The sequence below is a fragment of the Kitasatospora purpeofusca genome (assembly GCF_034043715.1).
In the GTDB taxonomy this organism is placed as follows: domain Bacteria; phylum Actinomycetota; class Actinomycetes; order Streptomycetales; family Streptomycetaceae; genus Kitasatospora; species Kitasatospora purpeofusca_A.
Genome location: NZ_JAXCLC010000018.1, coordinates 78,975 through 105,974, shown reverse-complemented (window position 1 = coordinate 105,974; position 27,000 = coordinate 78,975). Strand labels below are relative to the sequence as shown.

At 75.0% G+C, this 27,000-nt stretch carries 29 protein-coding genes; 16 read left to right on the top strand and 13 right to left on the bottom strand.

The features are described 5' to 3' along the window. The first annotated feature begins 6 nt into the window (after window positions 1-6). The 3 genes from SM793_RS12415 to SM793_RS12405 are packed head-to-tail and all read left to right on the top strand — an operon-like array spanning window position 7 to window position 2,300. On the top strand, window positions 7-540 hold the full coding sequence (locus tag SM793_RS12415; RefSeq protein ID WP_320438182.1) for a hypothetical protein: 534 nt from the start codon (window positions 7-9) through the stop codon (window positions 538-540). A gap of 10 nt (window positions 541-550) precedes the next feature. After that, entirely contained in the window at window positions 551-1,462 is a 912-nt protein-coding gene (locus tag SM793_RS12410; RefSeq protein ID WP_413815940.1) for a futalosine hydrolase, read from the top strand. Next, window positions 1,455-2,300 (top strand): 1,4-dihydroxy-6-naphthoate synthase, encoded by an 846-nt coding sequence (locus tag SM793_RS12405; protein ID WP_320438181.1) that lies wholly within the window; start codon window positions 1,455-1,457, stop codon window positions 2,298-2,300. Before SM793_RS12410 ends, SM793_RS12405 begins: the two co-directional genes overlap by 8 nt. Before the next feature lie 42 nt (window positions 2,301-2,342). Here the strand turns inward: SM793_RS12405 and SM793_RS12400 are convergent, their stop codons facing one another. Next, window positions 2,343-2,726: a cold-shock protein gene (locus tag SM793_RS12400; RefSeq protein WP_030393600.1), complete on the bottom strand. Its 384-nt coding sequence runs from the start codon at window positions 2,724-2,726 to the stop codon at window positions 2,343-2,345. A gap of 501 nt (window positions 2,727-3,227) precedes the next feature. On the opposite strand from SM793_RS12400, the gene SM793_RS12395 reads away from it, so the two are divergent. Further along, the gene (locus SM793_RS12395) at window positions 3,228-3,482 is read left to right on the top strand and encodes a hypothetical protein (RefSeq protein ID WP_320438180.1); all 255 of its coding nucleotides are present in this window, start codon (window positions 3,228-3,230) and stop codon (window positions 3,480-3,482) included. A gap of 78 nt (window positions 3,483-3,560) precedes the next feature. On the opposite strand, the gene SM793_RS12390 is transcribed toward SM793_RS12395, so the two are convergent. Further along, window positions 3,561-4,190: an HAD family hydrolase gene (locus SM793_RS12390; protein WP_320438179.1), complete on the bottom strand. Its 630-nt coding sequence runs from the start codon at window positions 4,188-4,190 to the stop codon at window positions 3,561-3,563. A 171-nt stretch (window positions 4,191-4,361) separates the two neighbouring features. On the opposite strand from SM793_RS12390, the gene SM793_RS12385 reads away from it, so the two are divergent. The 4 genes from SM793_RS12385 to SM793_RS12370 all read left to right on the top strand — a co-directional run bounded on the left by SM793_RS12385 (window position 4,362) and on the right by SM793_RS12370 (window position 8,367). Beyond that, window positions 4,362-5,390 carry an iron ABC transporter permease gene (locus SM793_RS12385; RefSeq protein WP_320438178.1) on the top strand — a complete coding sequence of 343 codons (1,029 nt, stop codon included), beginning with the start codon at window positions 4,362-4,364 and terminating at the stop codon, window positions 5,388-5,390. Further along, window positions 5,387-6,433, top strand: coding sequence for a FecCD family ABC transporter permease (locus SM793_RS12380; protein ID WP_320438177.1), 1,047 nt, complete (start codon window positions 5,387-5,389; stop codon window positions 6,431-6,433). The genes SM793_RS12385 and SM793_RS12380 overlap by 4 nt, the downstream gene beginning before the upstream one ends. Window positions 6,434-6,448: 15 nt before the next feature. Then, window positions 6,449-7,291, top strand: coding sequence for an ABC transporter ATP-binding protein (locus SM793_RS12375; protein ID WP_320438176.1), 843 nt, complete (start codon window positions 6,449-6,451; stop codon window positions 7,289-7,291). A gap of 86 nt (window positions 7,292-7,377) precedes the next feature. After that, window positions 7,378-8,367 (top strand): iron-siderophore ABC transporter substrate-binding protein, encoded by a 990-nt coding sequence (locus tag SM793_RS12370; RefSeq protein ID WP_320438175.1) that lies wholly within the window; start codon window positions 7,378-7,380, stop codon window positions 8,365-8,367. A 47-nt stretch (window positions 8,368-8,414) separates the two neighbouring features. On the opposite strand, the gene SM793_RS12365 is transcribed toward SM793_RS12370, so the two are convergent. The 3 genes from SM793_RS12365 to SM793_RS12355 all read right to left on the bottom strand — a co-directional run bounded on the left by SM793_RS12365 (window position 8,415) and on the right by SM793_RS12355 (window position 12,559). After that, window positions 8,415-9,950, bottom strand: coding sequence for a protein kinase domain-containing protein (locus tag SM793_RS12365; protein WP_320438174.1), 1,536 nt, complete (start codon window positions 9,948-9,950; stop codon window positions 8,415-8,417). A 501-nt stretch (window positions 9,951-10,451) separates the two neighbouring features. Further along, window positions 10,452-11,711: a hypothetical protein gene (locus tag SM793_RS12360; protein ID WP_320438173.1), complete on the bottom strand. Its 1,260-nt coding sequence runs from the start codon at window positions 11,709-11,711 to the stop codon at window positions 10,452-10,454. Beyond that, a complete protein-coding gene (locus SM793_RS12355) occupies window positions 11,708-12,559 on the bottom strand; it encodes an RNA polymerase sigma factor (RefSeq protein ID WP_320438185.1) in 852 nt (283 codons plus the stop codon). Before SM793_RS12355 ends, SM793_RS12360 begins: the two co-directional genes overlap by 4 nt. A gap of 651 nt (window positions 12,560-13,210) precedes the next feature. Between SM793_RS12355 and SM793_RS12350 the strand changes: the two genes are divergently transcribed. The 3 genes from SM793_RS12350 (at window position 13,211) to SM793_RS12340 (ending at window position 15,641) form a co-directional block, all read left to right on the top strand. Then, window positions 13,211-13,942 carry a VC0807 family protein gene (locus tag SM793_RS12350; protein WP_320438172.1) on the top strand — a complete coding sequence of 244 codons (732 nt, stop codon included), beginning with the start codon at window positions 13,211-13,213 and terminating at the stop codon, window positions 13,940-13,942. 129 nt (window positions 13,943-14,071) lie between these two features. Then, complete coding sequence (locus SM793_RS12345; RefSeq protein WP_320438171.1) at window positions 14,072-14,812, top strand: tyrosine-protein phosphatase; 741 nt, start codon at window positions 14,072-14,074, stop codon at window positions 14,810-14,812. Window positions 14,813-14,879: 67 nt separating this feature from the next. After that, complete coding sequence (locus SM793_RS12340; RefSeq protein ID WP_320438170.1) at window positions 14,880-15,641, top strand: Clp protease N-terminal domain-containing protein; 762 nt, start codon at window positions 14,880-14,882, stop codon at window positions 15,639-15,641. A gap of 73 nt (window positions 15,642-15,714) precedes the next feature. Here the strand turns inward: SM793_RS12340 and SM793_RS12335 are convergent, their stop codons facing one another. Both SM793_RS12335 and SM793_RS12330 read right to left on the bottom strand, forming a co-directional pair. Further along, a complete protein-coding gene (locus SM793_RS12335; RefSeq protein ID WP_320438169.1) occupies window positions 15,715-16,206 on the bottom strand; it encodes an NUDIX hydrolase in 492 nt (163 codons plus the stop codon). Between the two features lie 64 nt (window positions 16,207-16,270). Next, entirely contained in the window at window positions 16,271-16,708 is a 438-nt protein-coding gene (locus SM793_RS12330; RefSeq protein ID WP_320438168.1) for an SRPBCC domain-containing protein, read from the bottom strand. A 126-nt stretch (window positions 16,709-16,834) separates the two neighbouring features. Between SM793_RS12330 and SM793_RS12325 the strand changes: the two genes are divergently transcribed. After that, window positions 16,835-17,227 carry an STAS domain-containing protein gene (locus SM793_RS12325; protein ID WP_320438167.1) on the top strand — a complete coding sequence of 131 codons (393 nt, stop codon included), beginning with the start codon at window positions 16,835-16,837 and terminating at the stop codon, window positions 17,225-17,227. Here the strand turns inward: SM793_RS12325 and SM793_RS12320 are convergent. From SM793_RS12320 to SM793_RS12310, 3 genes are all read right to left on the bottom strand, one after another. Continuing rightward, window positions 17,132-18,112: a sigma-70 family RNA polymerase sigma factor gene (locus tag SM793_RS12320; RefSeq protein ID WP_320438166.1), complete on the bottom strand. Its 981-nt coding sequence runs from the start codon at window positions 18,110-18,112 to the stop codon at window positions 17,132-17,134. The genes SM793_RS12325 and SM793_RS12320 overlap by 96 nt on opposite strands. A 142-nt stretch (window positions 18,113-18,254) precedes the next feature. After that, on the bottom strand, window positions 18,255-18,518 hold the full coding sequence (locus SM793_RS12315) for a hypothetical protein (RefSeq protein WP_320438165.1): 264 nt from the start codon (window positions 18,516-18,518) through the stop codon (window positions 18,255-18,257). 144 nt (window positions 18,519-18,662) lie between these two features. Continuing rightward, window positions 18,663-18,929 carry a UBP-type zinc finger domain-containing protein gene (locus tag SM793_RS12310; RefSeq protein ID WP_320438164.1) on the bottom strand — a complete coding sequence of 89 codons (267 nt, stop codon included), beginning with the start codon at window positions 18,927-18,929 and terminating at the stop codon, window positions 18,663-18,665. 77 nt (window positions 18,930-19,006) lie between these two features. Here SM793_RS12310 and SM793_RS12305 point away from each other — a divergent pair, with 77 nt between their 5' ends. Further along, window positions 19,007-21,634, top strand: coding sequence for a lysylphosphatidylglycerol synthase transmembrane domain-containing protein (locus SM793_RS12305; RefSeq protein ID WP_320438163.1), 2,628 nt, complete (start codon window positions 19,007-19,009; stop codon window positions 21,632-21,634). A gap of 31 nt (window positions 21,635-21,665) precedes the next feature. Here the strand turns inward: SM793_RS12305 and SM793_RS12300 are convergent, their stop codons facing one another. Next, the gene (locus tag SM793_RS12300; RefSeq protein ID WP_320438162.1) at window positions 21,666-21,875 is read right to left on the bottom strand and encodes a hypothetical protein; all 210 of its coding nucleotides are present in this window, start codon (window positions 21,873-21,875) and stop codon (window positions 21,666-21,668) included. A gap of 211 nt (window positions 21,876-22,086) precedes the next feature. Here SM793_RS12300 and SM793_RS12295 point away from each other — a divergent pair, with 211 nt between their 5' ends. From SM793_RS12295 to SM793_RS12285, 3 genes are all read left to right on the top strand, one after another. Next, the gene (locus SM793_RS12295) at window positions 22,087-22,554 is read left to right on the top strand and encodes a carboxymuconolactone decarboxylase family protein (RefSeq protein WP_320438161.1); all 468 of its coding nucleotides are present in this window, start codon (window positions 22,087-22,089) and stop codon (window positions 22,552-22,554) included. Window positions 22,555-22,674: 120 nt separating this feature from the next. Then, window positions 22,675-23,319, top strand: a complete 645-nt coding sequence (locus SM793_RS12290) for a class I SAM-dependent methyltransferase (RefSeq protein WP_320438160.1) — start codon at window positions 22,675-22,677, stop codon at window positions 23,317-23,319. After that, on the top strand, window positions 23,316-23,903 hold the full coding sequence (locus SM793_RS12285; RefSeq protein WP_320438159.1) for a TrmH family RNA methyltransferase: 588 nt from the start codon (window positions 23,316-23,318) through the stop codon (window positions 23,901-23,903). The genes SM793_RS12290 and SM793_RS12285 overlap by 4 nt, the downstream gene beginning before the upstream one ends. A 131-nt stretch (window positions 23,904-24,034) precedes the next feature. On the opposite strand, the gene SM793_RS12280 is transcribed toward SM793_RS12285, so the two are convergent. Both SM793_RS12280 and SM793_RS12275 read right to left on the bottom strand, forming a co-directional pair. Next, on the bottom strand, window positions 24,035-25,093 hold the full coding sequence (locus SM793_RS12280) for an NADP-dependent oxidoreductase (RefSeq protein ID WP_320438158.1): 1,059 nt from the start codon (window positions 25,091-25,093) through the stop codon (window positions 24,035-24,037). Further along, window positions 25,090-26,919, bottom strand: coding sequence for an NAD(P)/FAD-dependent oxidoreductase (locus tag SM793_RS12275; RefSeq protein ID WP_320438157.1), 1,830 nt, complete (start codon window positions 26,917-26,919; stop codon window positions 25,090-25,092). The genes SM793_RS12280 and SM793_RS12275 overlap by 4 nt, the downstream gene beginning before the upstream one ends. Window positions 26,920-27,000: the final 81 nt, after the last annotated feature.

The following is a 27,000-nucleotide window of genomic DNA, read 5'->3' as shown; positions in this document are numbered from 1 at the left end:
TGACGCATGAGCCTCAGTACCCGCGTCATCGCCGGCCTCGGCGCCGTCGTCGTCATCGCCGCCGGCACGGTCGGCGGGTCCATCGCCTACGCGTCGAGCCAGCACGAGATCAGCGACCACCGCGTCACGCTGCTCGTCGGGACCTCCTCGACGGTCAAGGACCCCTTCTGCTTCAACGAGGGCAAGCCGCTGACCGACCAGCAGCAGGAGGAGTGCCAGGACAAGGCCGGCAAGGCTCTGGACGAGGGCACCCTCCCCAAGTCCGACGTCGTCATGAGCGACCGGATCGGCATCGGCGTGAGCCCCGAGGTGGCCGACCGCGGCTGGTGGGCCAACACCAACGGCGGCCAGCAGGCGCAGGGCGGCCGGTTCATCCTGGCCACCGCGGCCAAGGACGCCACCTACTCGGGCTCGGTGCCGGCCGGCAAGGCGCTGAACGCCTCCGGCAAGACCCTGGTCACCGTCGTCGAGAGCGACCCGAAGCAGCCGGACGCGATCTACGGCGTGTGGTACTTCCAGCTGAACACCCAGGACAGCTGACGGTCGACCGGTGACGGTACGACTTATCGACGAGCAGTCGGGCCCCGCGCGGGCCCGGCTGCTCGTCGTCGTCGCGGTACCGGCCGAGGCCGAGGCCGTGCTGCGCGGCCTCGGCGGCGCGACCCGGCGGGTGCCGCTGCCCGGCGGCGCGCTGGACCGGGTCGCGCACCCCTCGGGCGTGACGGTGGACGTGCTGGCCGGCGGGGTCGGCCCGGGCGCCGCGGCGGCGGGCGCCGCCACCGCGCTCACGGCGCTCACCGCCCACACCGCACCCACCGCGGACCGGTACGACCTGGTGGTCTCCGCCGGGATCGCCGGGGGCTTCGCCCCGGGGGCGCCGGTCGGCTCCACCGTGGTCGCCACCGCCATCGTCGCCGCCGACCTGGGCGCCGAGACCCCGGAAGGCTTCGCCGACGTCACCGAGCTGGGCTTCGGGACCGTCCGGCACACCCCGGCCCCGGCCGCCGTGGCACTGGTCGTCGAGGCCCTGCGGGCCGCCGGGGTGGACGCCCTGGCCACCGGCGCGGTGCTGACCGTCTCCACCGTGACCGGCAGCGCTGGGCGCGCCGCCGCCCTGACCGCCCGCCACCCGGACGCGGTGGCCGAGGCGATGGAGGGCTTCGGGGTCGCCGAGGCCGCCGCCCGGCACGGGGTGCCGGCGTTCGAGCTGCGCACCGTCTCCAACCCGGTGGGCCCGCGCGACCGCTCCGCCTGGCGGATCGGCGCGGCCCTCGGCGCCCTGGAGCGCGCCTTCGCCGCCCTGCCCTACCCGGCCCTGTCCGGCCCTGCCCGGTCCGGCCCTGCCGGTCCCGGCCCCGCCGAGTCCGGGGCGGCGGAGCCGCCGGCCGCCGGGCCACCGCAGTCCCACCGGGCCGACCCGCCCGGACCGCGCCGAGAGCCGAAGGAGGCCGGCCGTGGCTGAACGGCTGAGCGTCGCCTACTCGCCCTGCCCCAACGACACCTTCGTCTTCCACGCCTGGTCGCACGGCCTGGTCCCGGGCGCGGACGCCCCCGAGGTCACCTTCGCCGACATCGACGTCACCAACGGCCTGGCCGAGCGCGGCGAGCTGGACGTCCTCAAGGTCAGCTACGCCGCCCTGCCCTGGGTGCTGGACGAGTACACCCTGCTGCCCTGCGGCGGGGCGCTCGGGCGCGGCTGCGGCCCGCTGGTGCTCACCCGCCCGGACGGCGGGGACGACCTGAGCGGGAAGACCGTCGCCGTCCCCTCCGAGCGGTCCACCGCCTACCTGCTGTTCCGGCTGTGGGCGGCGAAGGCGGTACCGGGCGGCCTGGGCCGGATCGTGGTGCTGCCGTTCCACGAGATCATGCCCGCCGTGCGGGACGGCCGGGTGGACGCCGGCCTGGTCATCCACGAGGCCCGGTTCACCTACCGGAACTACGGTCTGCGCAGTCTGGCCGACATGGGCGAGGCCTGGGAGCGGGAGACCGGCCTGCCGATCCCGCTCGGCGCCATCATCGCCCGGCGCTCGCTCGGCGCGGAGCGGCTGCGGGCGCTCACCGAGGCGATCCGCGCCTCCGTCCGACAGGCCTGGGACGACCCGGAGGCCAGCCGCCGGTACGTGCTGGAGCACGCCCAGGAGATGGACCCGGACGTCGCCGACCAGCACATCGCCCTCTACGTGAACGAGTTCACCGCGGAGCTCGGCGCGGAGGGGCACGCGGCCGTCCGCGCGCTGCTCACCCGGGCCGCCGCGGAGGGCCTGGTACCCCCGCTCGGTCCGGGTGCCCTGGACTTCTGAGCGACCGCCCGCCCGACCGTCTCCGGTCGGGCGGCGGCGGACTCAGACGTCGAACTGCTCGGCGACCGCGCGCAGCAGGACGGCGAGCTTCTGCCCGGCCGGCTTGGCCGGGTAGCGGCCGTGCTGGAGCCCGGGCAGTACCGCGTCCATCATCGTGATGAGATCCTGGACGAGCGCCGCCATGTCGTCCGGGCTCTTGCGCTGGGCGGCGGCCACCGAGGGCAGCGCCTCCAGCAGCTGGACCTGCATCGCCTGGTCGCCGCGGTGCCCGGCGACCACGCCGAACTCGACCCGCTGCCCCGGCTTCAGCGACGTGATTCCGGCGGGCAGCGCCTTGGTGTGGACGAAGACATCGCCGCCGTCGTCGCGCGACAGGAAGCCGAAGCCCTTCGTCTCGTTGAACCACTTGACCTGGCCGGTGGGCATCTCGAACAGTCCTCGATGTGGGTATGAGGGATCCCGGCCCTGGCCGGGGATCACTGGGGGTGGGAGAGCGGGCCGACCCTGGGGACGCGCCCTGCGGGGCGCGCGCGATCAGCACACTGTAAGGAGCAGACTAACGGTCCGTCACTGTCTCATCCGCGTTCCGCGAAAGTTCCGTACGGAGCTCCGCCGGCCACGCGCGACCCGGAATCGGCATGACCCGGGCGCGACTCGACGCTGTCCACTGGCTCACACCTCCGGTCGGAGAGAACGGGGCGCACTGATCGCACCCCTCGGCACAGCCTGCATACCCCCGCCCAGCAGGGATCAAAACTCCCAGCGCCCGGAAAACTGCGCAACGTGACGGGACCGCTCGCCCGCGAAGGGGTTCCGGGGCCGCCCCGGCGGTACCGCGGCGGCCCGCGCCCCGGCCGGCTCTGCGAGACTGGGACGGCCGCCGGATCCGCCGCCGCGGCCGAACCCCGCCGCAGAGGAGCAAGCCCCGTGAGCAGCGCGAGCAGCGTCAGCAGCCAGAGCGCCGACCGGGGCGACGCCTACGTCAAGGCCGGCACGGTCGTCTTCGGACTCGGCGCGCTCGCCACGCTGGTGACCTTCGTCCCGCTGTTCCTGCACCTGACGCCGCTGCCGTCGGCCGCCTACTGGCTGAGCATGCTGATGCCGCTCGGCTTCCTGCTCGCCCTGACCGGTCTGCTGCTCTCCGCGCGCGCCCAGCGGCGCCGGGTCCGCGCCGGCGGCTGACGGCCGCTGACGGCGCTGATCGCAGCCGCTGACCGGCACCCGCCCGTCCGGGCCGGGCGGGCGCTCCCGGTGCGGGCCTCAGCCGGCGGCCAGGTACCCGTCGAGCCAGACCGGGAAGGCGGTGAGGTCGGGCAGCACCACGTCCGCGCCGGCCGCCAGCAGCTCCTCGGCGCCGTACGGGCCGGTCGCCACGGCCACCGCCACCGCGTCCGCGTGCTTGGCGCCCCGGATGTCGCCGAGGTGGTCGCCGACGTAGACGGTCGCGCCGTGCTCGCGCAGGGCCAAGCCCTTGGTCTCCGCCCACAGGTCGCCGACCAGCGCGTCCGCGCGCAGGCCCGCGTGCTCCAGGTGGAGCCGGGCGTTCGGCTCGTACTTGCCGGTGATGACCGCGACCCGGCCGCCGTGCGCGCGGACCGCGTCCAGCGCGGCGTGCGCGCCCGGCAGGGCGACCGTCGGCGCGAAGGCGTGGTCCCGGTAGAGCGTGCGGTAGCGGTGGGCGGCCGCGTCGAGCTCCTCCGCCGGGAACCAGTGGCGCAGCTCGTCGAGGAGCGGCGGCCCGATCCGGGTGACCACCAGGTCGGCGTCGATGGCCGTGCCGGTCTCGGCGGACAGCGCCAGATAGGTGGCCCGGATCCCGGGCCGGGTGTCGAGCAGCGTCATGTCGAGGTCGAAACCCACGGTCAGCGGGACGTCCGAGGTCACAGGCATGCCGTCAGGTTATCCAACCGGCCCGCCCGGCCCGACGCCCGGCCGGGGCCTCCCGGACCGGGACCTCGCGGGGCGGGGCCTCCCGGGGCGGGGCCTCGCAGGGCGGGGGGCGATTTGCCCGGGCTCGGACGCGGAACTTAGGTTTACCTGAGCTATCTGCGAGAGAGAGCCATGACCGACACCACCGCACCCGGAAGAGCCCGGCTGCTGCGCCGCCGAATACTGTGGCTCGCCGCCGCGCTGGCCCTGCTGGCCGGTGCGGTACTGCTGAGCCTGGCGGTCGGCAGCCGCACCGTCCCGTTCGGCGACACCGTCCACGCCCTGCTGCACGGCGGGGACACCACCAACGCCGTGGTGATCCGCGAACTCCGGTTGCCGCGCACGATCGTCGGCCTGGCGGTGGGCGCGGCGCTCGGCCTCGCCGGAACCGTCATGCAGGGCATCACCCGCAACCCGATCGCCGACCCCGGCATCCTCGGCGTCAGCCAGGGCGCGGCGGCCGGCGTGGTGGTGGCGATCTCCGTGTTCGGGATCTCCACACTCACCGGGTACGTCTGGTTCGGCTTCGCCGGCGCGGTGCTCGCCACCGTCCTGGTGTACGGGCTCGCCGGGCGCGGCCGGGGCGGGACCTCGCCGGTCAAGCTGGCGCTGGCCGGTGCGGCGGTCTCCGCGTTCATCGCCTCCCTCAACACCCTGGTGCTCTCCACCGACGCGGCCGCCATGGACCAGTTCCGCTTCTGGCACGTCGGCTCGCTCTCCGGGCGGGACGCGGACGTCGCCCGGCAGCTGCTGCCGTTCCTGGCCGTCGGCACGGTGCTGGTGCTCTCGGTGGCGCGCGGGCTCGACGCGCTGGCGCTCGGCGACGACACCGCCAAGGGCCTCGGCGCGCGGACCGGACCGGTCCGGGCGGTCGGCGCGCTCGGTGCCACCGTGCTGACCGGGTCGGCGGTCGCGGCGGCCGGGCCGGTCGCCTTCGTCGGCCTGGCCGTGCCGCACGCCGCGCGCGCGGTGGCCGGGGCCGACCACCGCTGGGTGCTGGCCCTCTCGGCCGTGCTCGGCCCCGCGCTGCTGCTGCTCGCCGACACCCTCGGCCGGGTGCTGTTCCCGCCCTCCGAGGTGCCGGCCGGGGTGATGACCGCCCTGGTCGGGGTCCCGGTGCTGGTCGCGCTGGTCCGGCGGCGGAAGGTGGTGGCGGCATGAGCACTGTCACCCTGCGCGGCTACACCGTGCTGCGGGCCGGACCGGCCTCCTTCCTGCTGCACCGGCGCTCGGCGCTCGCCGCGCTCGGCCTGCTGGTCGCGCTGGCCGCCACCGTCGTCGCCTCGCTCTGCCTGGGCGAGTCCACGGTGGCGCCCGGCGAGGTGCTCAAGGTGGTGCTCGGGCAGCCGAGCCCGCACGAGCTGGTGGTCGGCGAGTTCCGGCTGCCCCGGGTCGTGGTCGGACTGCTGGCCGGCACCGCGCTCGGGCTGGCCGGGGCACTGATCCAGACCGTCGCCCGCAATCCGCTGGCCAGCCCGGACGTGGTCGGCGTCTCCTGGGGCGCCACCGCCACCGTGGTCGGCCTGCTGGCCTACGGCGTGGTCGGCTCCACCGGCCAGGTGCCGTACGCGGCCGTCGCGGGCGGGCTGGCGTCCGGTCTGCTGGTGTACCTGCTGGCCTGGCGGCGCGGGCTGCACGCCCAGCGCTTCGTGCTGATCGGCATCGGCGTCTCCGTCGCGCTCTCCTCCCTGACCTCGGTGTTCCTGACCAAGGGCGACGGCTTCCAGGCGCAGGCCGCCAAGGTGTGGATGACCGGCAGCCTGAACGGCTCCGGGTACGACCAGGCCGGCTGGCTGGTCTGGGTCCTGCTGGCCGCCACGCCGGTGGCGCTGTGGGCGGCGCGGGCCCAGCGCTCGATCTCCTTCGACGACGCCACCGCCGTCGGCCTGGGGCTGCGGCTGGACCGGATCCGGCTCGGCATGGCCCTGCTCGGCGTGGTGCTCGCCTCCTGCGCGGCGGGCGCGGCCGGTCCGGTGGACTTCGTCGCGCTGATGGCCCCGCAGATCGCCGTGCGGCTGGCCCGGTCGGCGCAGATCCCGCTGTTCTGCTCGGCGCTCACCGGCGCGCTGGTCGTGGTGCTCGCCGACCTGCTGGCCCGCCGGCTGCTGGCGCCCATCGAGCTGCCGGTCGGTGTGGTGACCGGACTGGTCGGCGCGCCGTACCTGATGTGGCTGCTGATCCGCTCCCGCCGTGGAGGTTCCTGAGTCGTGGAGGTCCCGATGCTGCCCGACACCGAGTCCGCCGATCCCGTGCTGCGGGTGTCCCACCGCCTGGAGGCGCGGGACCTGACCCTCGCCTACGAGGCCCGCACCGTCGCCGAGGGGCTCGACCTGCGGATCCCGGACGGCCGGGTGACCGTGATCGTCGGCCCGAACGCCTGCGGCAAGTCGACCCTGCTGCGCGCGCTGGGGCGGCTGCTGAAGCCGGTCCGCGGCGCGGTGCTGCTGGACGGCGAGGAGCTGGCCCGCGTCCCCACCAAGCGGATCGCCCGGCGGATCGGGCTGCTGCCGCAGTCGCCGTCCGCTCCCGAGGGCATCGCGGTCGCCGACCTGGTGTCGCGCGGGCGCCAGCCGCACCAGAGCTGGTGGCAGCAGTGGTCCGCGGAGGACGAGGCCGCGGTCGCCGAGGCGCTGGAGCGCACCTCGACCGCCGAGCTGGCCGAACGCGGCGTGGACGAGCTGTCCGGCGGGCAGCGGCAGCGGGTCTGGATCGCCATGGCGCTCGCCCAGGGCACCGACATCCTGCTGCTGGACGAGCCGACCACCTTCCTGGACGTCGCGCACCAGGTGGAGGTGCTGGACCTGGTCCGCCGGCTGAACGTGGAACGCGGCCGGACGGTCGTCGCGGTGCTGCACGACCTCAACCAGGCGGCCCGGTACGCCGACCACCTGGTGGCGATGAAGGGCGGCCGGATCGTCGCCCAGGGACCGCCGGCCGAGGTGGTCACGGCGGAGCTGGTGCGCGAGGTGTTCGGGCTGGAGTCGGTGGTGGTGCCGGACCCGGTGACCGGAACGCCGCTGGTGGTGCCGGGCGCGCCATGGGCGGCCGGCGTGGACGCATAGCGCCGTTTTACGCACCAATTCGGACATAATCGACGCGCTGCCGTGTCCCCCGCCCGTCTGCGCTGTCCGAGCCGCCCGAGGTGCCGATGTCCCCGACCACCCGCCGCACCCTGCTGACCGCGCTGCTCGGCGGGCTCGGGGGCGCCGCGCTCACCGGCTGCACCGGCCGGCCCGCGGCACCCCCGCCGGTGGACCTCGCCGCCACTGCCGAGACGCCCTCCCCCACCCCGCCGCCGAGCACCACCGTCGCCACCGCCACCGGCCCGGTCACCGTGCCCGGGGCGCCCGCGCGGGTCGTCGTGCTGGACACCGCCGAGCTGGACTCCGCGCTCACCCTCGGCATCACCCCGGTCGGCGCGGCCCGGGCGGCCGCGGACCCGGCCCTCCCCGACTACTGGCCCGCCTCCCGGCTCGCCCCGATCGGGTACGTCGGGCCGATCGGCGCCCCGGACCTCGCCGCCGTCCGCGCGCTGCGGCCCGACCTCATCCTGTCCAACCAGTCCCGGGACGGCGGGCGCTACGACGAGCTGCGGGCGATCGCCCCGACCGTCCTCACCGCCACCACCGGCGCGCCCTGGGTGGCCAATCTGCAGACCCACGCCGAGGCGCTCGGCCGGCAGGACGCCGCGGCGGCGTTCATGGCCTCGTACCAGCGGCACGTCAACCAGGTGACGGCCGCCCTCGCGAACGCCAGGGCGGGCGGCCGGAGGATCAGCCTGGTCCGCTTCGTCGAGGGCGGCGGGATCCGCCTCTACGGGCGGCAGACCTTCCCCGGCTCCGTCCTCGCCGACGTCGGCCTCCCCCGGCCGGACTCCCAGAACACCGACCGGCCGGAGCCGGAACTCCCGCCGGACCAGCTCGCCAAGGCCGACGGCGACCTGCTCCTGTACGCCGGCTACGGCGACCCGGAGCGCAACGGCCTGACCGCCACCCTCGCGAGCCCCGGCTGGCAGGCCCTGGAGGCCGTCAGGGCCCACCGCGCCTTCCCCGTCGACGACCAGCTGTGGTTCCAGGGCATCGGCTGCACCGGCGCCAACTACCTCCTCGACGAACTCCAGCGCTTCCTCGGCGCCTGACCCGCCCCGCCCGGGGACGCTCCCGCCCGGGACGCCCGGGGCGGGGGTCAGTCGTTCCGGTCGGCGGTGGCGTCGAGGGTGGTGATGAGGGACGAGAGGCGGGAGTTCCAGCTCTGGTACGTCTGGCCCTCGATGGCGTGCCGCTTGGCGAGGTCGCGGACGGTGCGCTGGGCGCTCTTCAGCTTGCTCGCGGCGTCGTCGGGGTGGCCCTCGTTGAGGCGGGCGGTGGCCTCGTCCAGGGTGCGGAGCAGCTCGATCTGGCGGGCCCGGTCCTTCTCCACCTGGGTCTGCGCGATGCTCTGGCGCAGGGCGTTGATCTGCACCAGCGGGGCCTGGTTGTGCGGCGGCTGGGTGGTCGGGGCGGCCGAGGGCGTCGGGGACGGGGTGCCGGCCGTCGGGGTCGGCGCCGGGACCGGGGCCTGCGTGGGGGTGGCGGCCGGGGTGACCGGCGCGGTCGTGGTGGGCCTGGTGGACGGCGCGGCGGCGGGTGTGGACGGGCCGTCGAAGGCGGTGAGGGCGAGCATCGCCGCGCCGGCCGCACCGGCCAGGCCCAGGGCCCCGAGCACGATCGGCCGACGACGGCTCTCCCGCACCGGCCCGGCCTCCGGGACCGGACCGGCGGCCGGGACCGGTGCCATCACCGACGTGGCGGCCGGCGGCGCCGGCAGCGGCGGCAGGAGGGTGGTGTGCCGCTGGTCGGCGGGGGCCGGCGCGGCCTGGGGGAAGGCCGCGGCGAGCAGCTCGGTGGTCGGGTCGGCGGGCACCAGCCCCGGGACGCAGGCCAGCAGTTCGGCCCGCGCGGCGGCGGCGTCGGCGGGACGGTCGGCCGGGTTCTTGGCGAGCAGCCGCAGCACCGCCGCGTCCAGGGCGGGCGGCAGGCCGGGCCGCCGGACGGAGGGCGGCAGCGGCAGCTCACCGACGTGCTTGTAGGCGATCGCCACCGGGGTCTCGGCGGTGAACGGCGGGGCGCCGGTGAGCATCTCGGTGAGCACGCAGCCGACCGCGTACAGGTCGGTCCGGCCGTCCAGCGGGCTCGCGGTGGCCTGCTCGGGCGACAGGTAGGCGGCGGTGCCGAGCACCGAGGCGGTCTGGGTGAGGTTGTGCGAGGAGCCCGCGCGGGCGATGCCGAAGTCCACCACCTTCACCCCGCCGTCGTGGGTGATCATGATGTTGCCGGGCTTGATGTCCCGGTGCACCAGACCCGCCGCGTGCGCGTGGGCCAGCCCCTCGCAGACCGCCGCCGCGATCCCGACCGCCTGCTCGACCGGCAGCCCCCGGCGCTGGGCCAGCAGCACGGCCAGCGACCGGCCCTGCACCAGCTCCATCACGATGTACGGCGAGCCCTGGTCCAGGCCGGAGTCGAAGACCATCGCGATCCTCGGGTGGACCAGCATCGCGGCGTGCTGCGCCTCGCGGCCGAACCGCTCGGCGAACCTCGGGTCGTCGGCGAGCCCCCCGTTGAGGACCTTGACGGCCACCTGGCGGCCCAGCACGTGGTCCACCCCGCGCCAGACGGTGGCCATGCCGCCGACGCCGAGTATCTCGACGAGCTCGTAGCGCCCGTTCAGCGCGCGTCCGATCACCTGGAACCGCTCCCCTCAGAGGCCCTGCCCGGGGTCCCGGACCGCCTCGTGCACGTGTGCACGATAGCCCCCGGGGGCCACCGGTCCGGCCGTCGGCGGCCCGCCGCGGGAAGGGGTGGCGGCCGGGGAACCGGGCAGCGGATCCCCGACCGCCGGCTCGTGGTCGTGCCCGGGGGAGGGTCACGATCGGTGCGGTTCGGCAGGTCGAGCGGGGTGCCGGCCCGCCCTGACTGCGGGCGGGCGGGCCGGCACGGGTCCGGTCCGTCCGGACCGGCGGCGCGTCCGGGGTGGTGCGCCGACCGGTCCGGTCGGACCGACCGGGTGGACGGTTGGCACGGGGGGGCCGACCGGCCACCCGGGGTCCGGGTGGAGCGGGTACTGCGGTCACTGCGGTGGTGCGGTCACTGCGGTACTGCGGTCACTGCGGTGGTGCGGGGTGGAGCGGTCCGGATGAACGACGGGCCCGGGGGGATTCGCCCGCCGCTCATCCGGAGTTCTGGGTCACCTCCGGTCGCCCGGGGTGCTGTCGGGCCCTGCCGTGCGGTCCTGTGCCGGCCCTGCGGGCGGGTCCGCCGCAGGTGGGACGGTGGCGGTCCTCGGTGTGCGGACGGGTCCGCCGTCGCCGGTCCCGCCGGTGCCCGCGTCGCCCGGACCGGAGCCCGAACCGCTGCCACCGGCCACGGCCGCCGGCCCGCCGTCCTCGTTCGTTCCGCCCTGGCCGCCGCTGACCTGGCTGCTTCCGCCCTGGCTGTCGGCGCCGGATCTTCCCGAGCCGGAGCCCGAGCCCGAGCCGGGCCGGGAGGCCCCGGCGCCGGAGCCCTGACCGGAACCGCCGGAACCCTGGCCGGAGTCGTCCTGGTGGTCGTCGTCGCCCACGCCGCGGAGCGCCCGCGCGCAGTAGTCCGCCACCTTGTCCGGCCCGCCGGCCGCCGCGACCAGCGCGCCGAACTGCGGATCGGCGGCCAGCAGCCTCGGGCGCTCGCCCTTGCCCGCCCGGTCGTCGAACAGCTTGCACAGGGCGGCGTGGACGGCGGGGGCCGAGGAGTTCCGGCCCTCCCCCGGGGTGCGGGCGGGCGTCTCCTTGGGCCGCTTCTCCTGTCCGGGCGGTTCGGCGGCGGTCGGATCCGCCGCGGCCGGACTGCCCGGGGCGGTGCCGGGACGGGACGGACTGCCGGACGACGTACCGCCGCTCAAGCCACCGATCGGACCGGGGCTGGACGGCGGGGCCGTCGGCCGGGCGGTCGGCGCCCCGGACCGCGTCGCCGTGGTGGCCGACGGCGCGGAGGTGTCCGGGGCGACCGCGCCCCGGCGCGGCTGGTCCGAACCGCCGCCCAGGGGCACCGGCAGATTGCCCGTGCCGGCCGCGACCGCGACCCCGCCCAGCGCCGTGGCACCGAGCACGACGGCAGCGGCCTTCGTACTGAAGGCCCTGGTCAGCGTGGCGGTGGCCATCGAACGTCTCCGAACGGGTGCGGGTGCGGCGGGTACTGCTGCGGACGCGAGACGGGCCTCCCGGAACGCGACCAGGGCCGCTTCCTCCCCGGCCAGTTCGCCTCCCGTCGCCGGCGCCGCGGCGGCGGCGAGCACACGGGCGACCCGGTCTCCCGGCCCGGCTTCGGACCGGGGGGACCCCGTGCGCCCGGTGCTGCCGTCCGGGCCGGTGAGCGAGGCGCCCGGTCCGGCCGACGGGCCGCCCACGGCACCGGTGAGCAGCTGCTCGGCGGTGTCGCGGTCGATCCGACGGGGTCGGTTGGTGCTCATCTCATGTCCTTCAGCGTCGCGGCCCGGTGTTCTGTCACACCTTGGGGAGAACTTCTTCGCGCGGATCTTCCACGGCCCTGCCGCACGGTCCCGCTGCCCGCCGGACCGTCGTCGGGGACCGACCGCGAGGCCGGGATCACGGCACCGGCCGCCCCACCGCCCCCACCTGTCGGGGAGGACTGCTCCAGCAGTTCGGCGAGCCGCTTCAGCCCCCGGTGCGCGGCCATCCGGACGCTGCCGGGACGCTTGCCGAGCACCTCGGCGGCGCTGTTCGCGTCCAGCTCCAGCACCACCCGGAGCAGCACCGCCTCGGCCTGGTCCCGGGGCAACCGGGAGATCAGCGCCAGCGCGTCCGAGGTGCCGACGGCGGCCAGTGCCGCCCCGGCCGTGTCCTCCCCGCCGGCCAGCTCGGCGAGGTACTCGAACGGCAGGTCGGCGACCGGCCGGCGGCGCCGGGCCCGCAGGTGGTCCAGGGCCCGGTTGCGGGCGACGGTCGCCGCCCAGCCGCGGAAGCCGTCGCCGTCCCCGGAGAAGGAGCCCAGGTCGCGGGCGATCTGCAACCAGGCCTCGGAGGCGATGTCCTCGGCGTCCTGGGCGTCCTCGGGCCGACCGCCGACCAGCACCCGCAGGTAGCGGAGCAGGCCCGGCTGCACACTGCGGAAGAGCAGTCGGAAGGCCTCCTCGTCCCCGCGCTGGGCGGCCCGGACGGCCTCGGTCAGATCGACGCGGGCGGGGGCCTCGCGCGCGGGCGGGCCGGTGGGCGGGCCTGACGTCGTGACCGGTCCGGACCGGCCGACGGGGCTGTCGGTGCCCGCTCCGGGGCGTTCTGCACTCTGCACCCGCCACATCATGCGCCATCCGGGCGACCGTCCCGGCCCGGTGGGCCCGACCGTTACCCGCTCCGGACCCGGTCGGGACGGCGCGCGCCGCCGGCCCCAGGGCCCGGCGGCGCGCGCGGGGCGAAGGTCCCGGGACCCGCCGGCCTTCGCCCACGGCCGCGCGGACTCCGCCCTGCCCACGTTGTAGGTGAACGATCCGTTCCGGCCGCCGCAGCCCGCGCCCCGCCCCCTCCCGTGCCCCGGGTGCCGCCGAACCTGCCTGCCCCGACCCCCGGGGACCGTCATGACCACCGCCCGCGAGTTCCACGAACGCGGCCTGCGCGAGCACCTCGCGCACGGAGCTGCGCGGCGTCGCCCAGGGTTTCCTGCCGGCCGAGGACGAGCGCTTCGCCGCCGTCCACTGCGCCGACACCCTGGGCCGGCCGCTCCGGGACTTCGAGCGCCCCTGAGGGCCGGTCGGGCCGACGGTGCGTCAATTCGATTGCTTTCCCGACGTTTACGCAGCTCAGCGGCACCGTCACGGCGCGCACCGTGACAACTGTCATGCGGATCCCGCAACGGACGGCACTGCTGGGCGAGGGGTCCCGCTCGGAACACTGGAGGCACGACGGAGCGGGCAACGGCCCGCCGACCGAGCAGCCAGTCCGGGAAGGACCCACCATGAGCCAGATCGCCGCCACCGACACCGCCATCACCGCCATCACCGCCAACACCGCCACCGCCAACACCGCCACCGCCGAGGCCGTCGCCGCCAAGGCCCCGCACCCGCTCGCCAAGGCCCTCCGCCCGCTCGCCGTCGACATCGCCGGCCCGCTCGCCGCCTTCTACCTCCTCCACTCCGGCCTCGGGGCGAGCGAGTTCGCCGCCCTCGCCTGGAGCAGCGCGTTCCCGGTCGCCCGGACCGTCCTCGGCCTGGTCAAGGACCGGACGCTGAACCGTTTCGCCGCCCTGATGCTCGGGGTGAACCTGGTCGGCCTGGTGCTCACCGCCGTCAGCGGCGACGCCCGGCTGATGCTCGCCAAGGAGGCCGTGCTCAGCGGCTTCATGGCCCTGGCGATCCTGGGCTCCGCGCTGACCGCGCGGCCGCTGATGTCCGCCGCGCTGCGGCCCTTCCTCACCAAGGGCGAGACGGCCAGGGAGGCCGCCTGGGACCGGCTCGCCGTCGGCTCGCGGCCGTTCCGCCGCTACGAGCGGCTGTTCTCCGTGATCTGGGGCTCCGCGCTGCTCGCCGAATGCGTGGCCCGGGTGGCCGGCGCCTTCACCCTGCCGGTGGCGACCATGGCGTGGCTGTCCACCGTGCTGCTGGTCGGCGCGATCGTCGCCGGCTCGGTGCTCGGCCAGGCCGCCGCGCAGCCGATGGAGAAGCTGGTCCGCACCGAGGCCGCCGCCTGATCCGCACCCGACCGCTGTCGGGTCGTCACGAGCTGATCATCGGACGATCCGAGGAACCATCCCGCTCCACCGGTAGTCCACATCACGAGGGGGTAACGGGACCCCTTCGTCGAGGAAAACGGGGAACTGATGAGCCGGGCAGACGCGCGCACCACCGCCACCGAGGACCGCACGCTCATCTGGGACGGCTGCCTCAACGTCCGCGACCTGGGCGGACTGCCCACCACCACCGGCGCCCGCACCACCCGCCGGGCGATCGCCCGGGCCGACAACCTCGACCGCCTCACCGCCGAGGGCTGGGACGCCGTGCTCGACCACGGCGTGCGCACCGTCGTCGACCTGCGCAACATCGAGGAGTACAAACCGCTCCTCACCCTCCCCGGGGACGTCGAACTGATCCGCGTCCCGCTGGACGAACTCGCCGGCCCCGCCTGGTGGCAGACCTACGGCCACCTCGACGGCACTCCGCTCGCCCTGCGCCCCTACCTGGACCACTGCCCGCACGCCGCCGCCGAGTTGATCGCGACGATCGCCGGCGCCCGCCCCGGCGGACTGGTCGTGCACTGCGGCGCCGGCCGCGACCGGACCGGCCTCGCCGCGCTGCTGCTGCTCGCCCTCGCCGAGGTCGAGCCCACCGAGATCGTCGCCGACTACCTGTTGAGCGCCGCCAACGTCCGCCCCCTCTACGGCATGCTCGGCCTGCCGGACCAGTACCGGCGGATCGACGCCGTCCTCGCCGAGGCCGGCACCACCGCCGAAGCCGCCGTGCACGCCGCCCTCGCCGGCCTGGACCCGGCCGCCCGGCTGTCGGCCGCCGGCGTCCCCGCCGCCGACCTCACGGCCGTCCGCAACCGGCTGCTGGCCCCCTGAGACTCCAACTCGGACTGTCGTCAACCGATGGTTGACGATCCGCCATCGACAACCTACGGTTGACGACATGGAGAATCCGATCGTTCCCAAGAGCACTCCGCTGCGCCTCGACGACCTGATCGACGCGATCAAGAAGCTCCACCCGGACGCGCTCGACCAGCTCTCGGACGCCGTCATCGCGGCCGACCACCTCGGCGAGCTCGCGGACCACCTGATCGGCCACTTCGTCGACCAGGCCCGCCGCTCCGGCGCCTCCTGGACCGACATCGGCCACAGCATGGGCGTCAGCAAGCAGGCCGCCCAGAAGCGCTTCGTGCCCAAGGACCCGGCCACGCCCAACGACCTCGACCCCAGCCAGGGCTTCGGCCGGTTCACCGACCGGGCCCGGCATGTGGTGATGGCCTCCCAGGAGGAGGCCCGCCGGGCCGGCAACGACGGGATCGGGGCCGAGCACCTGCTGCTGGGGCTGCTGGTCGAGCCCGACGGCCTGGCCGCGCGGGCGCTCGCCGCGCAGGGCGTCACCCCGGAGTCGCTGCGGACCGCCGCGACGGCGGCGCTGCCCGCCCCGGCCGCCGAGGTGCCGGCGCTGATCCCGTACGACGCCCGGGGGAAGAAGGCGCTGGAGCTGACCTTCCGGGAGGCGCTGAAACTCGGTCACAACTACGTCGGCACCGAGCACATCCTGCTCGCCCTGCTGGAGCTGGAGAACGGCGCCGGGGTGCTGAACGACCTCGGCGTGGAGAAGGACGAGACCGAGCGCTTCGTGGTCGAGATCCTCGCCGCGTTCATCGCCCCGGGCACCGACGGCACCGGCGCCGAGCGGGCGTGACCGGACCGTTCCGGGGGTCGCGGGACGGGCGCTCCCCCGGGACACCGGGCAGGACCGCGGACACCGGTCGCGGTCAGAAACCCGACACGTGCGTGGTGACGATCCGCACCCGGCCGTCGGCCTGCGCCTCCAGCGCCGCGCGCAGCCGCAACGACCTTGCCGGGCCGAGGAGTTCGAGCGCCTCCCGGTCCTCGACCCAGCGGTGGTCGTCGAGTTCGCCGGCCGGGACGGTCACGGGGGTGCCGTCCGGGACGCTGCCGAAGTCGAAGAGGAAGTGCTCGGCCGGGTGGTCGAGTTCGCCCGAGGGGTGGGTCCAGGAGATGGCCAGCAGCTCGCCGGCCTCGCGGACGATGCCGGTCTCCTCCAGCAGCTCCCTGGCCGCGCACTCGGCCGGCCCCTCTCCCAGGTCGATCGTCCCGCCCGGGAACTGCCAGTGCTCCCGGTACCCGGCCTTCACCAGCAGGATCCGTCCGGACACGTCCCGCAGGACGCACCCCGCCGCTGCGTAGATCCGCGGCAACGAGGCCAACCACTCTTCACGGGACTTCAACGGCTCGACCGGCACGGCGGGCCCTCCTCGGGCTCTGGGACGATGTGCGCCCCACTCTGCCAGCCGGGCCCCGCCTGCCTCAGCGACGGGCCGCGAGGTGCTCGACCAGCCGGTCGAAGCTGGAGTTGATGCCCGCCTCGGCCTCCGGGCCCAGGTACGCCGCCGGGACGTTCTCCTGCTCCATCCGCACCTCGGTCCGGCCGTCGCCGAGGTCGGTGAGGGTGATCCGGCCGGTGAGGCCGACGCCCTCCTCCACGAACTCCAGCAGCTCGCCCTCGCGGACCGCCGTGAACCGGCCGCGCATCGGGTAGCGGTCGCCGGTGGCCTCCACCAGCATCGTGCTGTCGAAGCGCCCGCCCGCCTCCGGCTCGATGGTCACGGTGTCCAGCGGGACGGTGGTGCCGACCGGGCCCCAGAAGCGGACGAACTGCTCGGGCTCGACGTAGGCCCGGAACACCTCGGCCGGGGCGGCCGGCAGCTCGCGGACGATGGACAGGGTGCCGAGGTTCTCGGTCATGGTGGCGGTTTCCTCTGCTCGGTACGGGCGCGGCCGGTGCCGCGCTTCCACAGGGGTAGACCGGGGGTCCGGCGGAAACTCATCGCTCCCCGGCGAAGTTCTTCCGAGGAATTCTCCGGCGGGCCGATGAGCCCCGAGCGCCGGAGCGGTCTCCCCTCGGTGAAGACCGAGACCCGGACATCCGCCACCCATCCGCTGATCTGTGACCTGGGCGCGCTGACCGCCCCCGACCTGGCCGTGGTCGACGCCCTGGCCCGGCTGCGGCGCGCCGCGGCCCGGCACGGCGTGCGGCTCGTCCTGCGCAACGCCGGCGGCCCGCTGCGCGAACTGCTCGCGTTCAGCGGGCTGGCCGCCGTCCTCCTCGTCGAACAGGACGACGGACAGGACGGCGGGCAGAACAGCCGGGAAGGTGAGGAGGACGGACTACTCCTCGGCCTCCAGTCGGGGCGGCAGGCCGAACAGCGGGAAGAGCACCTCGGTGTCGAGGAAGTTGGTGACCCCGGTGATCCGGCCCGCTGACACCTCCAGCACGATCAGCGCCCACGGCTCGTGCCCGCCCTCCGGGCTCGGCCGGTACTGCCCGAAGGCCGGGCTGCCGTTGGCCACCACCGGGACCAGCCGGGAGCCCCGGCAGCCGTGCCCGGGGCCGAGCATCCACTCCCGGATGTCCGCGTGCCCGGTCAGCCAGAGCGCGAACGGCGGCATGTTGAGCGTGACGTCCTCGCGCAGCAGCTCCGCCAGGCCGTCCATGTCGTACGCCTCGAAGGCGGCGACGTACCGGGCCAGCAGGGCCCGGTGGTCCTCGTCCAGGGTCGGGGCCGGGCGGCTCGCGGCGGGGTCGGCGGCGAGCGCGGCCCGGGCCCGCTGGAGCGCGCTGTTCACCGAGGCGACGGTGACGCCGAGCAGTTCGGCGACCTCGTTGGCCCGCCAGCCGAGCACCTCGCGCAGGATCAGCACCGCCCGCTGCCGGGGCGCCAGCCGCTGGAGGGCGGCGACGAAGGCCAGTCGCACCGAGTCGCGCTGCGCGGCCACCTCGGCCGGATCGCCGGTCTCGGGCAGCACCCGCCCGTCCGGCGCCGGTCCCAGCCAGGTGATCTCGGGCAGCTGGGCGTCGGTCGCGGTGGCCACGGTGGACGGGCCGGCCAGGTCCATCGGCCGGGCCCGGGCGTTGCGGCCGTTCAGCGCGTCCAGACAGACGTTGGTGGCGATCCGGTAGAGCCAGGAGCGCAGCGCGGCACGGCCCTCGAAGCCCCGGTGCCCGCGCCAGGCCCGGACCATGGTGTCCTGGACGGCGTCCTCGGCCTCGAAGACCGAGCCGAGCATGCGGTAGCAGTACCCGGTCAACTCCGTCCGGTACCGCTCCAGCTGGAGCTCGACCGGCTCCTCCGTCACCAGCTCGGTCATCGCCCGTGCCCCCGTTCGCCCGCCGCCGTCGATCGCCCCGAACGTACCGCAGGCCACCGACAACGCCGCCGCGCGCCCCGGACCGGCCCTGACCGCAGGTCAGGACGGCGGCCGGGGCGCGCGGCCGGGGCGCGCGGCCGGTTCAGTGCGCGCTGTGCTTCTCGGCCCCGCGGTGGCGGTGGCCCTTGAGCTCGGCGTGGTGCGCGGGCGCGGAGTGCGGGACGGCGGTCGCGGAGTCCCGGCCACCGTGCCGGAAGGCGGCGCTCGCGGATCCGGTGGCGGCCCGCGCGGTACCGGCCGGACGGGGCGGGAGCGCGATCGGCATCGTGGCCATCCCCCGGCGCTCCAGCAGCTCCTGGGTACCGCGGCGGAGCCGGTGAGGGCTTCCCGCTCTTTGCTCGGTCATCGTCGGCTCCCTTCGGCGGCCGTCGGCCGGACAGGCACCGACCGAGGGTCGTACGGGCGTTATGTCCAGATCTGTCGGGAGTTACACCTCAACCCATGGGCACCCGGACGTCAACCCGGCCGGAACGTCGGCCCGGCCGGAACGTCACCCGATGAGCTCGTGGACGTAGCACCAGCGCCAGTCCTCCCCCGGCTCGTAGGAGCGGATCACCGGATGGGAACTGTTGTGGAAGTGCGCGGTGGCATGCCGCTGCGGCGAGAAGTCGCAGCAGCCGATGTGGCCGCAGTCCAGGCAGAGCCGCAGATGCACCCAGTCCCGGCGCCCCTGCGCCAGGCAGTCGGCGCAGCCGTCCAGGGGTGGCAGGGGCGCGAGGTCCCGGGGTGCGGCGGCGAGGTCTTCGCAGGCGCTCATGGGACGCAGGGTAGTGAGGGCGGGGCCGCCCCGCGCCCCGAGACACGCTGCCGGGGGCTCGTGGGAGCATGCCATCCGTGGCGGATGCGGCGGGGAACGCGACAAGTGACAGGACCGGCGGCACGGTCGAAGGCACGGACGACAGCACGGGGGGCGGGACGGGCGGCGGCACCGGGGCCGGCACCTCGGACGACGCAGAGGGCGGAACGACGGGCGGCCGCCTGCCCCCGCCCGGCCTCCCCGGCATAGCCGCCACCGGCCGGCTCCGGCAGCCGGCCGCGCTGATCCGGCTGCTCGCGGGCCTCGTCGTGATCGCCCTGACCCTGCTGTCCGCCGACTACGCCCGCGCCACCACCAACGGCCTCGCCGAGGACGTCGGCGGCGCCGCCGCCCTGGTCCCGCACCCGCTGGGCGGCGTCGCCACCGGCCTCACCACCGCGGCCCTGCTGCTCCTGCCCGGCTGCTCGGCCGCCCGCCGGCTGCTCGCCCCCGGGACCGACCGGCGGCACGTCCTCCAGCAGCTCGCCGACGGCGTGCTCGCTGCCACGCTGGCGTACGGCGTCACCCTCCTCTTCGCGCTGTGGATCGACGGCCCCGCGCCGTTCCCCCTGGTCTCCGCGCTGACCCGGCCGCTGCCCGGCGCCCCGCTCGCCCACACCGAGCCGGTCTACGGCTACCTGGCGCCCGTCCTGGCCTTCCTCACCGCCTCCGCGGCCCGCGAACGCCGGGTGCCGTGGACCGTCCTCACCCTGTCCGCACTGGCCGGCATCGCCGCCGGGGCGGCCACCCCGACCGCGCTGCTGCTCGGCGTGCTGATCGGCTGGACGGCCGCCCACGGCACCCGCTGGGCCGTCGGCACCCCGGACCCACGGCCCCGGCCCGGACAACTGCTGCACAGCCTGCGCGAGGCCGGTCTGCACCCGGTCTCCGTCACCCCGGACGGCCCGGACCGCTACCTGGTCCGCCAGCGCGGCGACCACCCCGACCTGGACGTCCAGCTGCTCGACCGGCAGGCGGTCACCGCCGCCCTGGTGCAGCGGGCCTGGCGCCGACTGCGACTGCGCACCGCCCCGCACCCGCGCGCGCTGCGCTCACTGCGCACCGGCCTGGAGCACGAGGCCCTGGTCTCCTACGCGACCGTCGCCGCCGGGGTCCGCACCCGCCCGGTCGCCGCCACCGCCGAACTCGGCCGGGACGCCGCGCTGGTCGCCTACCGGCGGCTGCCCGGCCGCACCCTGGACGAACTGGCCGACGAGGAGGTCACCGACGCGCTGCTCGTCGACGTCTGGGGCCAGCTGGCGCTGCTCCAGCGGCGCGCCATCGCGCACCGCGCGCTGGTCCCCTCCGCGCTGCTGGTCGACCCGGCGGGGGTGGTGCACCTGGTCGGCCTCGCGGACGGGGACATCGCGGCCGGGGAGCTGGTGCTGCTCAGCGACATCGCCCAGCTGCTCACCACGCTCGCGCTGCGCACCGGGGCCGAGCGCTCGGTGCGCGCCGCGGTGTCGGTGCTCGGCCCGGACGCGGTGGCCGCCGCCCTGCCGCTGCTCCAGCCGATCGCGCTGGCCCCCGGCACCCGGGCGGCCCTCAAGCAGGCCGCCCGTCGCGGCGCCGAGACGGCCGGGCCCCGGGTGCCCCCGCAGCGCACCGGCCCGGCGGCGCCCGCCGCCGCTCCCGCGCCCGCCGCGGGACCTGGCCCCGACCTGCTGGACGGGATCCGCGCCGAGGTGCTCCGCAGCCGCCCGCAGGCTCCCGTCCGGCCGGTCCGGCTGGAGCGGCTCCGCCCCCGCACCCTGCTCGCCGTGGTCGGCGGCGTGGTGGCCGGGTGGCTGCTGCTGCCGCAGCTGTTCGCTACCGAGCAGAACCCGATCGCGACCGTCGCCGACGCCGACCCGTTCTGGCTCGCCCTCGCCGTGCTGGCAGCGGCCGCCGGCCATGTCGCGGGAGCGATGGGCTTCGTCGGCTTCGTCCCCGAGCGGCTGGACTTCCGCAACGCGGTGCTCGCCCAGGTGGCCGGGTCCTTCGTCAAGCTGGTCTCCCCCGGCGGGGTCGGCGGCGTCGCGCTGAACACCCGCTTCCTCCAGCGGGCCGGCATCCCGACCGCGCAGGCCCTGTCCAGCGTCGGTGCGGGCCAGCTGCTCGGCCTGGTCCTGCACCTGCTCCAGCTCGGCGCGTTCGTCTACCTGACCGGTGTCCAGCCCGGCAGCTCGGAACTGGACGCCCTGCAGGCCGTGGCCGGCGGCCTCGCGGTGGCGGGCGTCCTGCTCGCCTCGGTGTCCGCGGTGCCGCCGGCCCGGCGCTGGCTGGCCGCCCGGCTGCGCCCGCTGACCGCCGAGGTGCTGCCCCGGCTGGTGGAACTGCTGCGCAACCCGGGGCGGCTGGCGGTCGGCTTCACCGGTCAGCTGCTGGTGTCGCTGACCCTGATCGCCTGCCTGTACTGCTGCGCCCGGGCAGTCGGGCGGGAACCGGCCTTCGCCTCGGTCGGCGTGGTGTTCCTGGTCGGCAACGCGGCCGGGAACGCGGCCCCGACCCCCGGCGGGGTGGGCTTCGTGGACGGCGCGCTGGTGGGCCTGCTGGAGCTGGACCCCTCGATGGAGGACGGCGGCGCGGCGGCGGCCGTCGTGCTCTTCCGGCTGCTCACCTTCGTCCTGCCGGTGCTCCCCGGCTGGGCGGCGTTCACCTGGCTCCAGCGCCGCGGGGCGCTCTAGCCGGGGCCACCCGGGTCCGCCCGGGGTGCGGCTACTCCCGGTACTCGTCCTCGTCCAGCGGGACGATCCGGCTCTGCTCGGCGACGTCCGCGACCTCGGTGGCCGGGTCCGCGCCCAGTGCGCGGCGCTCGGCCAGCTCGTCGTACTCGTCCTCCGCCGCCTCGTCCTCCGACTCCACAGCCTCCACGGCCGCGTCGGCCTCGTCGACCTCGTCCAGGTAGTCCTCGCGGTTCTGCGGCATGGTGTCCGTCCTCGTTCCTCGAAGGTTCCTCGGAGGCTTCCCCCCGCCCGTGGGCCCTGCTCGCCGGGGTACTCGCAGTATCCGTCGGCCACCGGCCCGACGCGACGCGCCGCCGGGCCCCCGGCGTGTTGCCCGCCCCGGCGATTGACCCCGGAAAACGGGCCCGGAATGCACCATGGCCGGGGTGCACGTCGTTCCTAGGCTCGTACCCATGACGAACACCGCCACTCCCCGGTCCGCCCCCCGCCTCGACTTCGCCCGCACCGCACCCAAGGTGTTCCGGGCGATGATCGCCCTGGACGCCGCCGCCCGCGAGGGCCTCGACCCGGCGCTGGTCGAACTGGTGCAGGTGCGCTCCTCCCAGCTGAACGGCTGCGCCTACTGCCTGGACATGCACGTCAAGGACGCCCGCAAGGCCGGCGAGAGCGACGAGCGGATCTATCTGCTCCCGGTCTGGCGCGAGGCCCCCGAGGGCGTCTACAGCGAGCGCGAACGGGCCGCCCTCGCGCTGGCCGAGCAGATCACCCGCATCGGCGACGGCGTCTCCGACGCGGTGTACGAGCGGGCCGCCGAGCTCTTCCCCGAGGCGGAGCTGGCCCGGCTGATCTCGCTCTGCTTCACCGTCAACGCCTGGAACCGGATCAACATCGCCACCCGCAGGACCCCCGGGGCGCCCTGACCCCCGCCCGCGCGGGACACCGGCCCCGCCGGGCACCGGGGTACGATCGGAGCCGTACCAGCAGGGCTTACCCACACCTCCCGGTGGCCCCGAGGCCCTTACGAACGACGGGGAAAACGCATGTCCGGCTCGCACTACTTCTCCGGTGCACCCGAGGTCGCCAGCGAGCGCCGCCCGATCACGGTCACCCTGCCGGACCTCACCCTGGAGCTCAGCACCGACGCGGGCGTCTTCTCCCGCAGCCGGTTGGACCCGGGCACCCGGATCCTGCTGGAGGAGGCGCCGCCGCCCCGGGTGCGCGGCCCGATCCTGGACATCGGCTGCGGCTACGGCCCGATCGCGCTGACCTGGGCGAGCCGCCGCAAGCGGCTCCCGGTCTGGGCGGTGGACGTCAACGGCCGCGCCCTGGACCTGGTCCGGGACAACGCCGGGTCGCTGGGCCTGGGCAATGTGCACGCCGCGCTGCCGGAGGAGGTCCCGGCCGAACTGCGGTTCGCGGCGATCTACTCCAACCCGCCGATCCGGATCGGCAAGGCGGCGCTGCGCCGGCTGCTGGAGCAGTGGCTGGACCGGCTCACCCCGGACGGCTCGGCCTTCCTGGTGGTGCAGAAGCACCTCGGCTCGGACTCGCTGCAGAAGTGGCTGAACGAGCACGGCTGGCCGACCACCCGGCTGACCTCGGTCAACGGGTTCCGGATTCTGGAAGCGCGGCCCCGCCCGACGGCGGGCGAGGGCCCCGAGAGTGGACGAGGGACGACGTCGTGAAGCAGCTCCGCGGGACCGAACTGAAGCGGCTGCACCGCTCCTGGCGGCGTGGCAACGAGTTCCGGCTCGCGATGATCCTGGAGAACCTCCAGTCGCCGTTCAACGTCGGCTCGGTGGTCCGGACCGGCGCCGCGATGGGCGCCGAGAAGCTCTACCTGACCGGTGACACCCCGTCGGTGCGCTCGTCCGGCGCCCAGAAGGCCGCGATGGGCACCGACAAGTACCTGAAGGTGGAGCACTTCCCCACCGTCGCCGAGGCGGTGGCCGCGGCGAAGGCCGACGGCTTCAAGGTGGTCGGCCTCGAACTCGCCGACGAGGCGGTGCCGCTGTTCGCCGCCGGGCTGACCCCGGCCGTCGCCTTCGTGCTGGGCCACGAGGACCGGGGGATCACGGCGGACGCGCTCGCCCTCTGCGACCAGGTGGTGTTCGTGCCGCAGCTGGGCCGGGTCGGCTCGCTGAACGTCTCCGCGGCCGCCACGGTGGCCTGCTACGAGGCGCGCCGTCAGGGGTTCGCGCTCAGCGGCACCCCGGACGGCTCGGACGCGGGCGGCTTCGACATCGACCTCGACCTCGACGACGAGTGATCCGCCGCCGGCGGGAGGGGCACCCCTCCCGCCGGCGGACCGGACCCGACCCGAGTCGGGCCCCGGCCGGGCTTCGATCGGGCCTGGGTCGGGTCTGAGTCGGGCCTGAGTCGGGCCCGGTTTCGGCCGGGTCAGACCTCGACCAGCACCTTGCCCCGGTTGCGCTCGCGGTCCAGGTAGAGGCTGCGGTAGGCCGCCGGGATCTCGTCGAAGCCCTTGTGCACGGTCTGGTGGTAGCGGATCTCCCCGCTCCGGACCAGCCCGCCCAGCTCCTGGTGCATCTGCCTCAACAGCGGCTCGGTGAACCACTCCTGGGCGAAGATGCCGCGGATCGTGGTGCGCGGGAACATGATGTACGGCAGCAGCCTCGGCCCGGTCAGCTCACCGTTCACCGTGGTCGCCCACTGCCAGCAGACCGCCACCCGGCTGTCCACGTTCAGCATGGTGAACACCGCGTCGGTGACCGTGCCGCCCAGGTTGTCGAAGTACCGGTCGACACCGTCCGGCGCGGCGAGCAGCAGCGCCTGCCGGGCCTTCTCCGCGTCGTCGCCCTGGGTGTAGAGCACCACCTCGTCGAAGCCCAGCTCGCGCAGGTACTCGGCCTTGCCCGGCGAGCCGGTGGTACCGACCACCCGTCCGGCGCCGGCCCGCTTCGCCAACTGGCCCACCAGGGTGCCGATCGAGCCGGAGGCGCCGCTGACCACCACGGTGTCGCCGGGCCGGACCTCCAGGAAGCGGCCGAGCGTGCCCCAGGCCGTCATCCCGGGCGCGCCCATGATGCCGAGCGCGCTGGACACCGGCAGCCGCTCGTCGTACCAGGACGGGTCGAGCCGGCGGTAGGCCGGGAACACCATCGGGAAGATGCCGGTCGTCCACAGCTCCTCGGCGCCGTTGTGGACGACGTGGGTGCGCCAGCCGCCGAAGCCCTGCACCAGGTCGCCGACCGCGAACGCCGCCGCCGGACCGGCCTCGACCACCTCCATGATCGAGTCGGCGCCCATGTGGTGGCCGATCGGCGTCTCCAGCGCCAGGCCGTTCTGGTACGGGTCCACCGAGACGTACCTGGTCCGGAAGAGCATCTCGTCCGGCCGCAGGTCGATCCGGACGTCCTCCACGACCTTCTCGTAGACGCGGTTGACGTCGGGCACACCGTCCAGGTGCTCCCGGACCACCCACTTCTCGATCCTCATGCCAGGGCTCCTGTCTGCACGTTCTCGTTGTCCTCGCTGCTCTCGTCGTCCTTGCCGCCCGCGCCGTCCGCGTTCCCGACGGCCTTCCCCGCGGCCTTTCCGGCGGCCTTTCCGGCGGCCTTCGGCACTGTCCGCCGGGCCGGCTCCGCGGGCCGGCCCACCGGGATGACCAGGTGGGTCGGCATCGGGGCGCTCCGGTCGATCTCGGCGGTGAACTCCACCCCGTCGTCCCGGCAGACGAACTGCATGACGTGCCGCCCGGCGGCGGCCGCCCGGATCAGCCCGCCGATGGTCGCCCAGACCCCGGAGAGGTAGAAGTTCGACAGCCCGGGCAGCACCGGACCGCTCTTCTTGATCTCCTCCTCCACCGTCTCGGCACCCTCCACGAAGGGGTTCCAGCCGGGGAAGGTGCCGTCGTAGACGCCCGTGTAGCGGACCTGGGTCAGCGGGGTGGACACGTCGGCGACGGCCACCGCGTCCTTGAATCCCGGGTACCGCTCGTCCAGGAAGCCGACGATGCCGTTGCGGACCCGCCGCTTGGCCGCCATGTACTCCCGGCCGTGCTTGACCGGCAGGGTGTGCAGTTCCTCGCCGCGCCGCACCCGGGAGGACTGCTCGGGGCCCTCGTGCAGCGCCCGCCAGGGGGCGATGTCGGAGAAGTACGTCGCGAACACCACGGTGGAGTTCTCCGGCGCCAGCTCCGGGTAGTGCCGGGTGCGGAACTGCACGTTCACCGAGGGGCAGCGGATCCCGGTCAGCTCGGCCGTCTCCCGCTCGCCCAGCAGGTGGGTGGTGCACGGGTCGCCCTCGGGGAACGGCTTGCGCAGCCCCAGGAAGAGCGACACGTACCCGGGCGACAGCTGGCCCGGCTCGTCGATCAGCGAGGTGTAGAGCCGCCGGTAGGTGTCGTTGAGGTACTGGCCCTTGAGCAGCTTCATCACGGTGGTGTGGCCGTCGGCGGCCGACACCACGATGTCGGCGCGGAACTCCCGGCCGTCGCTGAGCCGCACACCCACCGCGCGGTCCCGCTCGACCAGGATCTCCTCGACCTTGGCGTTGTAGGTGATCTCGCCGCCGAGCCCGAGGTAGCGCTCCTCGATCGACCGGGCCAGGGCCAGCGAACCGCCCTCCGGCACCCCCGCGGCGTGGTTGGCGTGCGAGGCGAGCTGGAAGTAGAACGGCAGCACCGGGAAGGCCGGGTGCTTCTCGTAGAGGATGAAGTTGAACGCCTCGCGCAGCAGCGGGTCGCGGAACCGCTCCGAGAAGTCCGTCATCAGCAGCGTGATCGACTTGCGGATGGTGTTGAAGTGGGGGGCGAAGGAGGCCAGCATCCGCCAGCGCTCCAGCCGGCCCATCAGCCCGACCGGCTTGAGGAACGGGTAGGCCGCGAGCGCCCTGCGGAAGGTGCGGATCCCGGCGCAGAACTCGCGGATCGGGGCGGCGTCGGCCGGCGACAGGCCGAGCAGGTGCGCCTCCAGCCGGTCCGGGTCGGAGTAGAAGCGGACCGACCGGCCGTCCCGGCCCCGGACGATGTTGAAGACGTCGAAGTGCCGCATCTCCTTGCCCTGGAGCGCGCCCAGTTCGAGCCAGATCTGGTACATCTCGTTGCCCGGCCCGTTGCCGAGCAGCCAGCTGATGCACCAGTCGAAGGTGAAGTCGCTGCGGTCCCAGCCGGTGCAGGAGCCGCCGGGGATCTCGTGCATCTCGAAGATCCTGGTGCGGTAGCCGTTCATCCGGGCGTAGCACCCGGTGGACAGGCCGCCGAGGCCGCCGCCGATGATGATCATCGACTCCCGCCGGGGTGCGGTGTCTTTCTGCCGTGCCATCTCTGGCCTTCCTCGTGGTCCTTGCCTTGCCTTGCCTGGCTTGCCTGGCTCGCCTGGATTGCCTGGAGGTGCCTGGTGCTG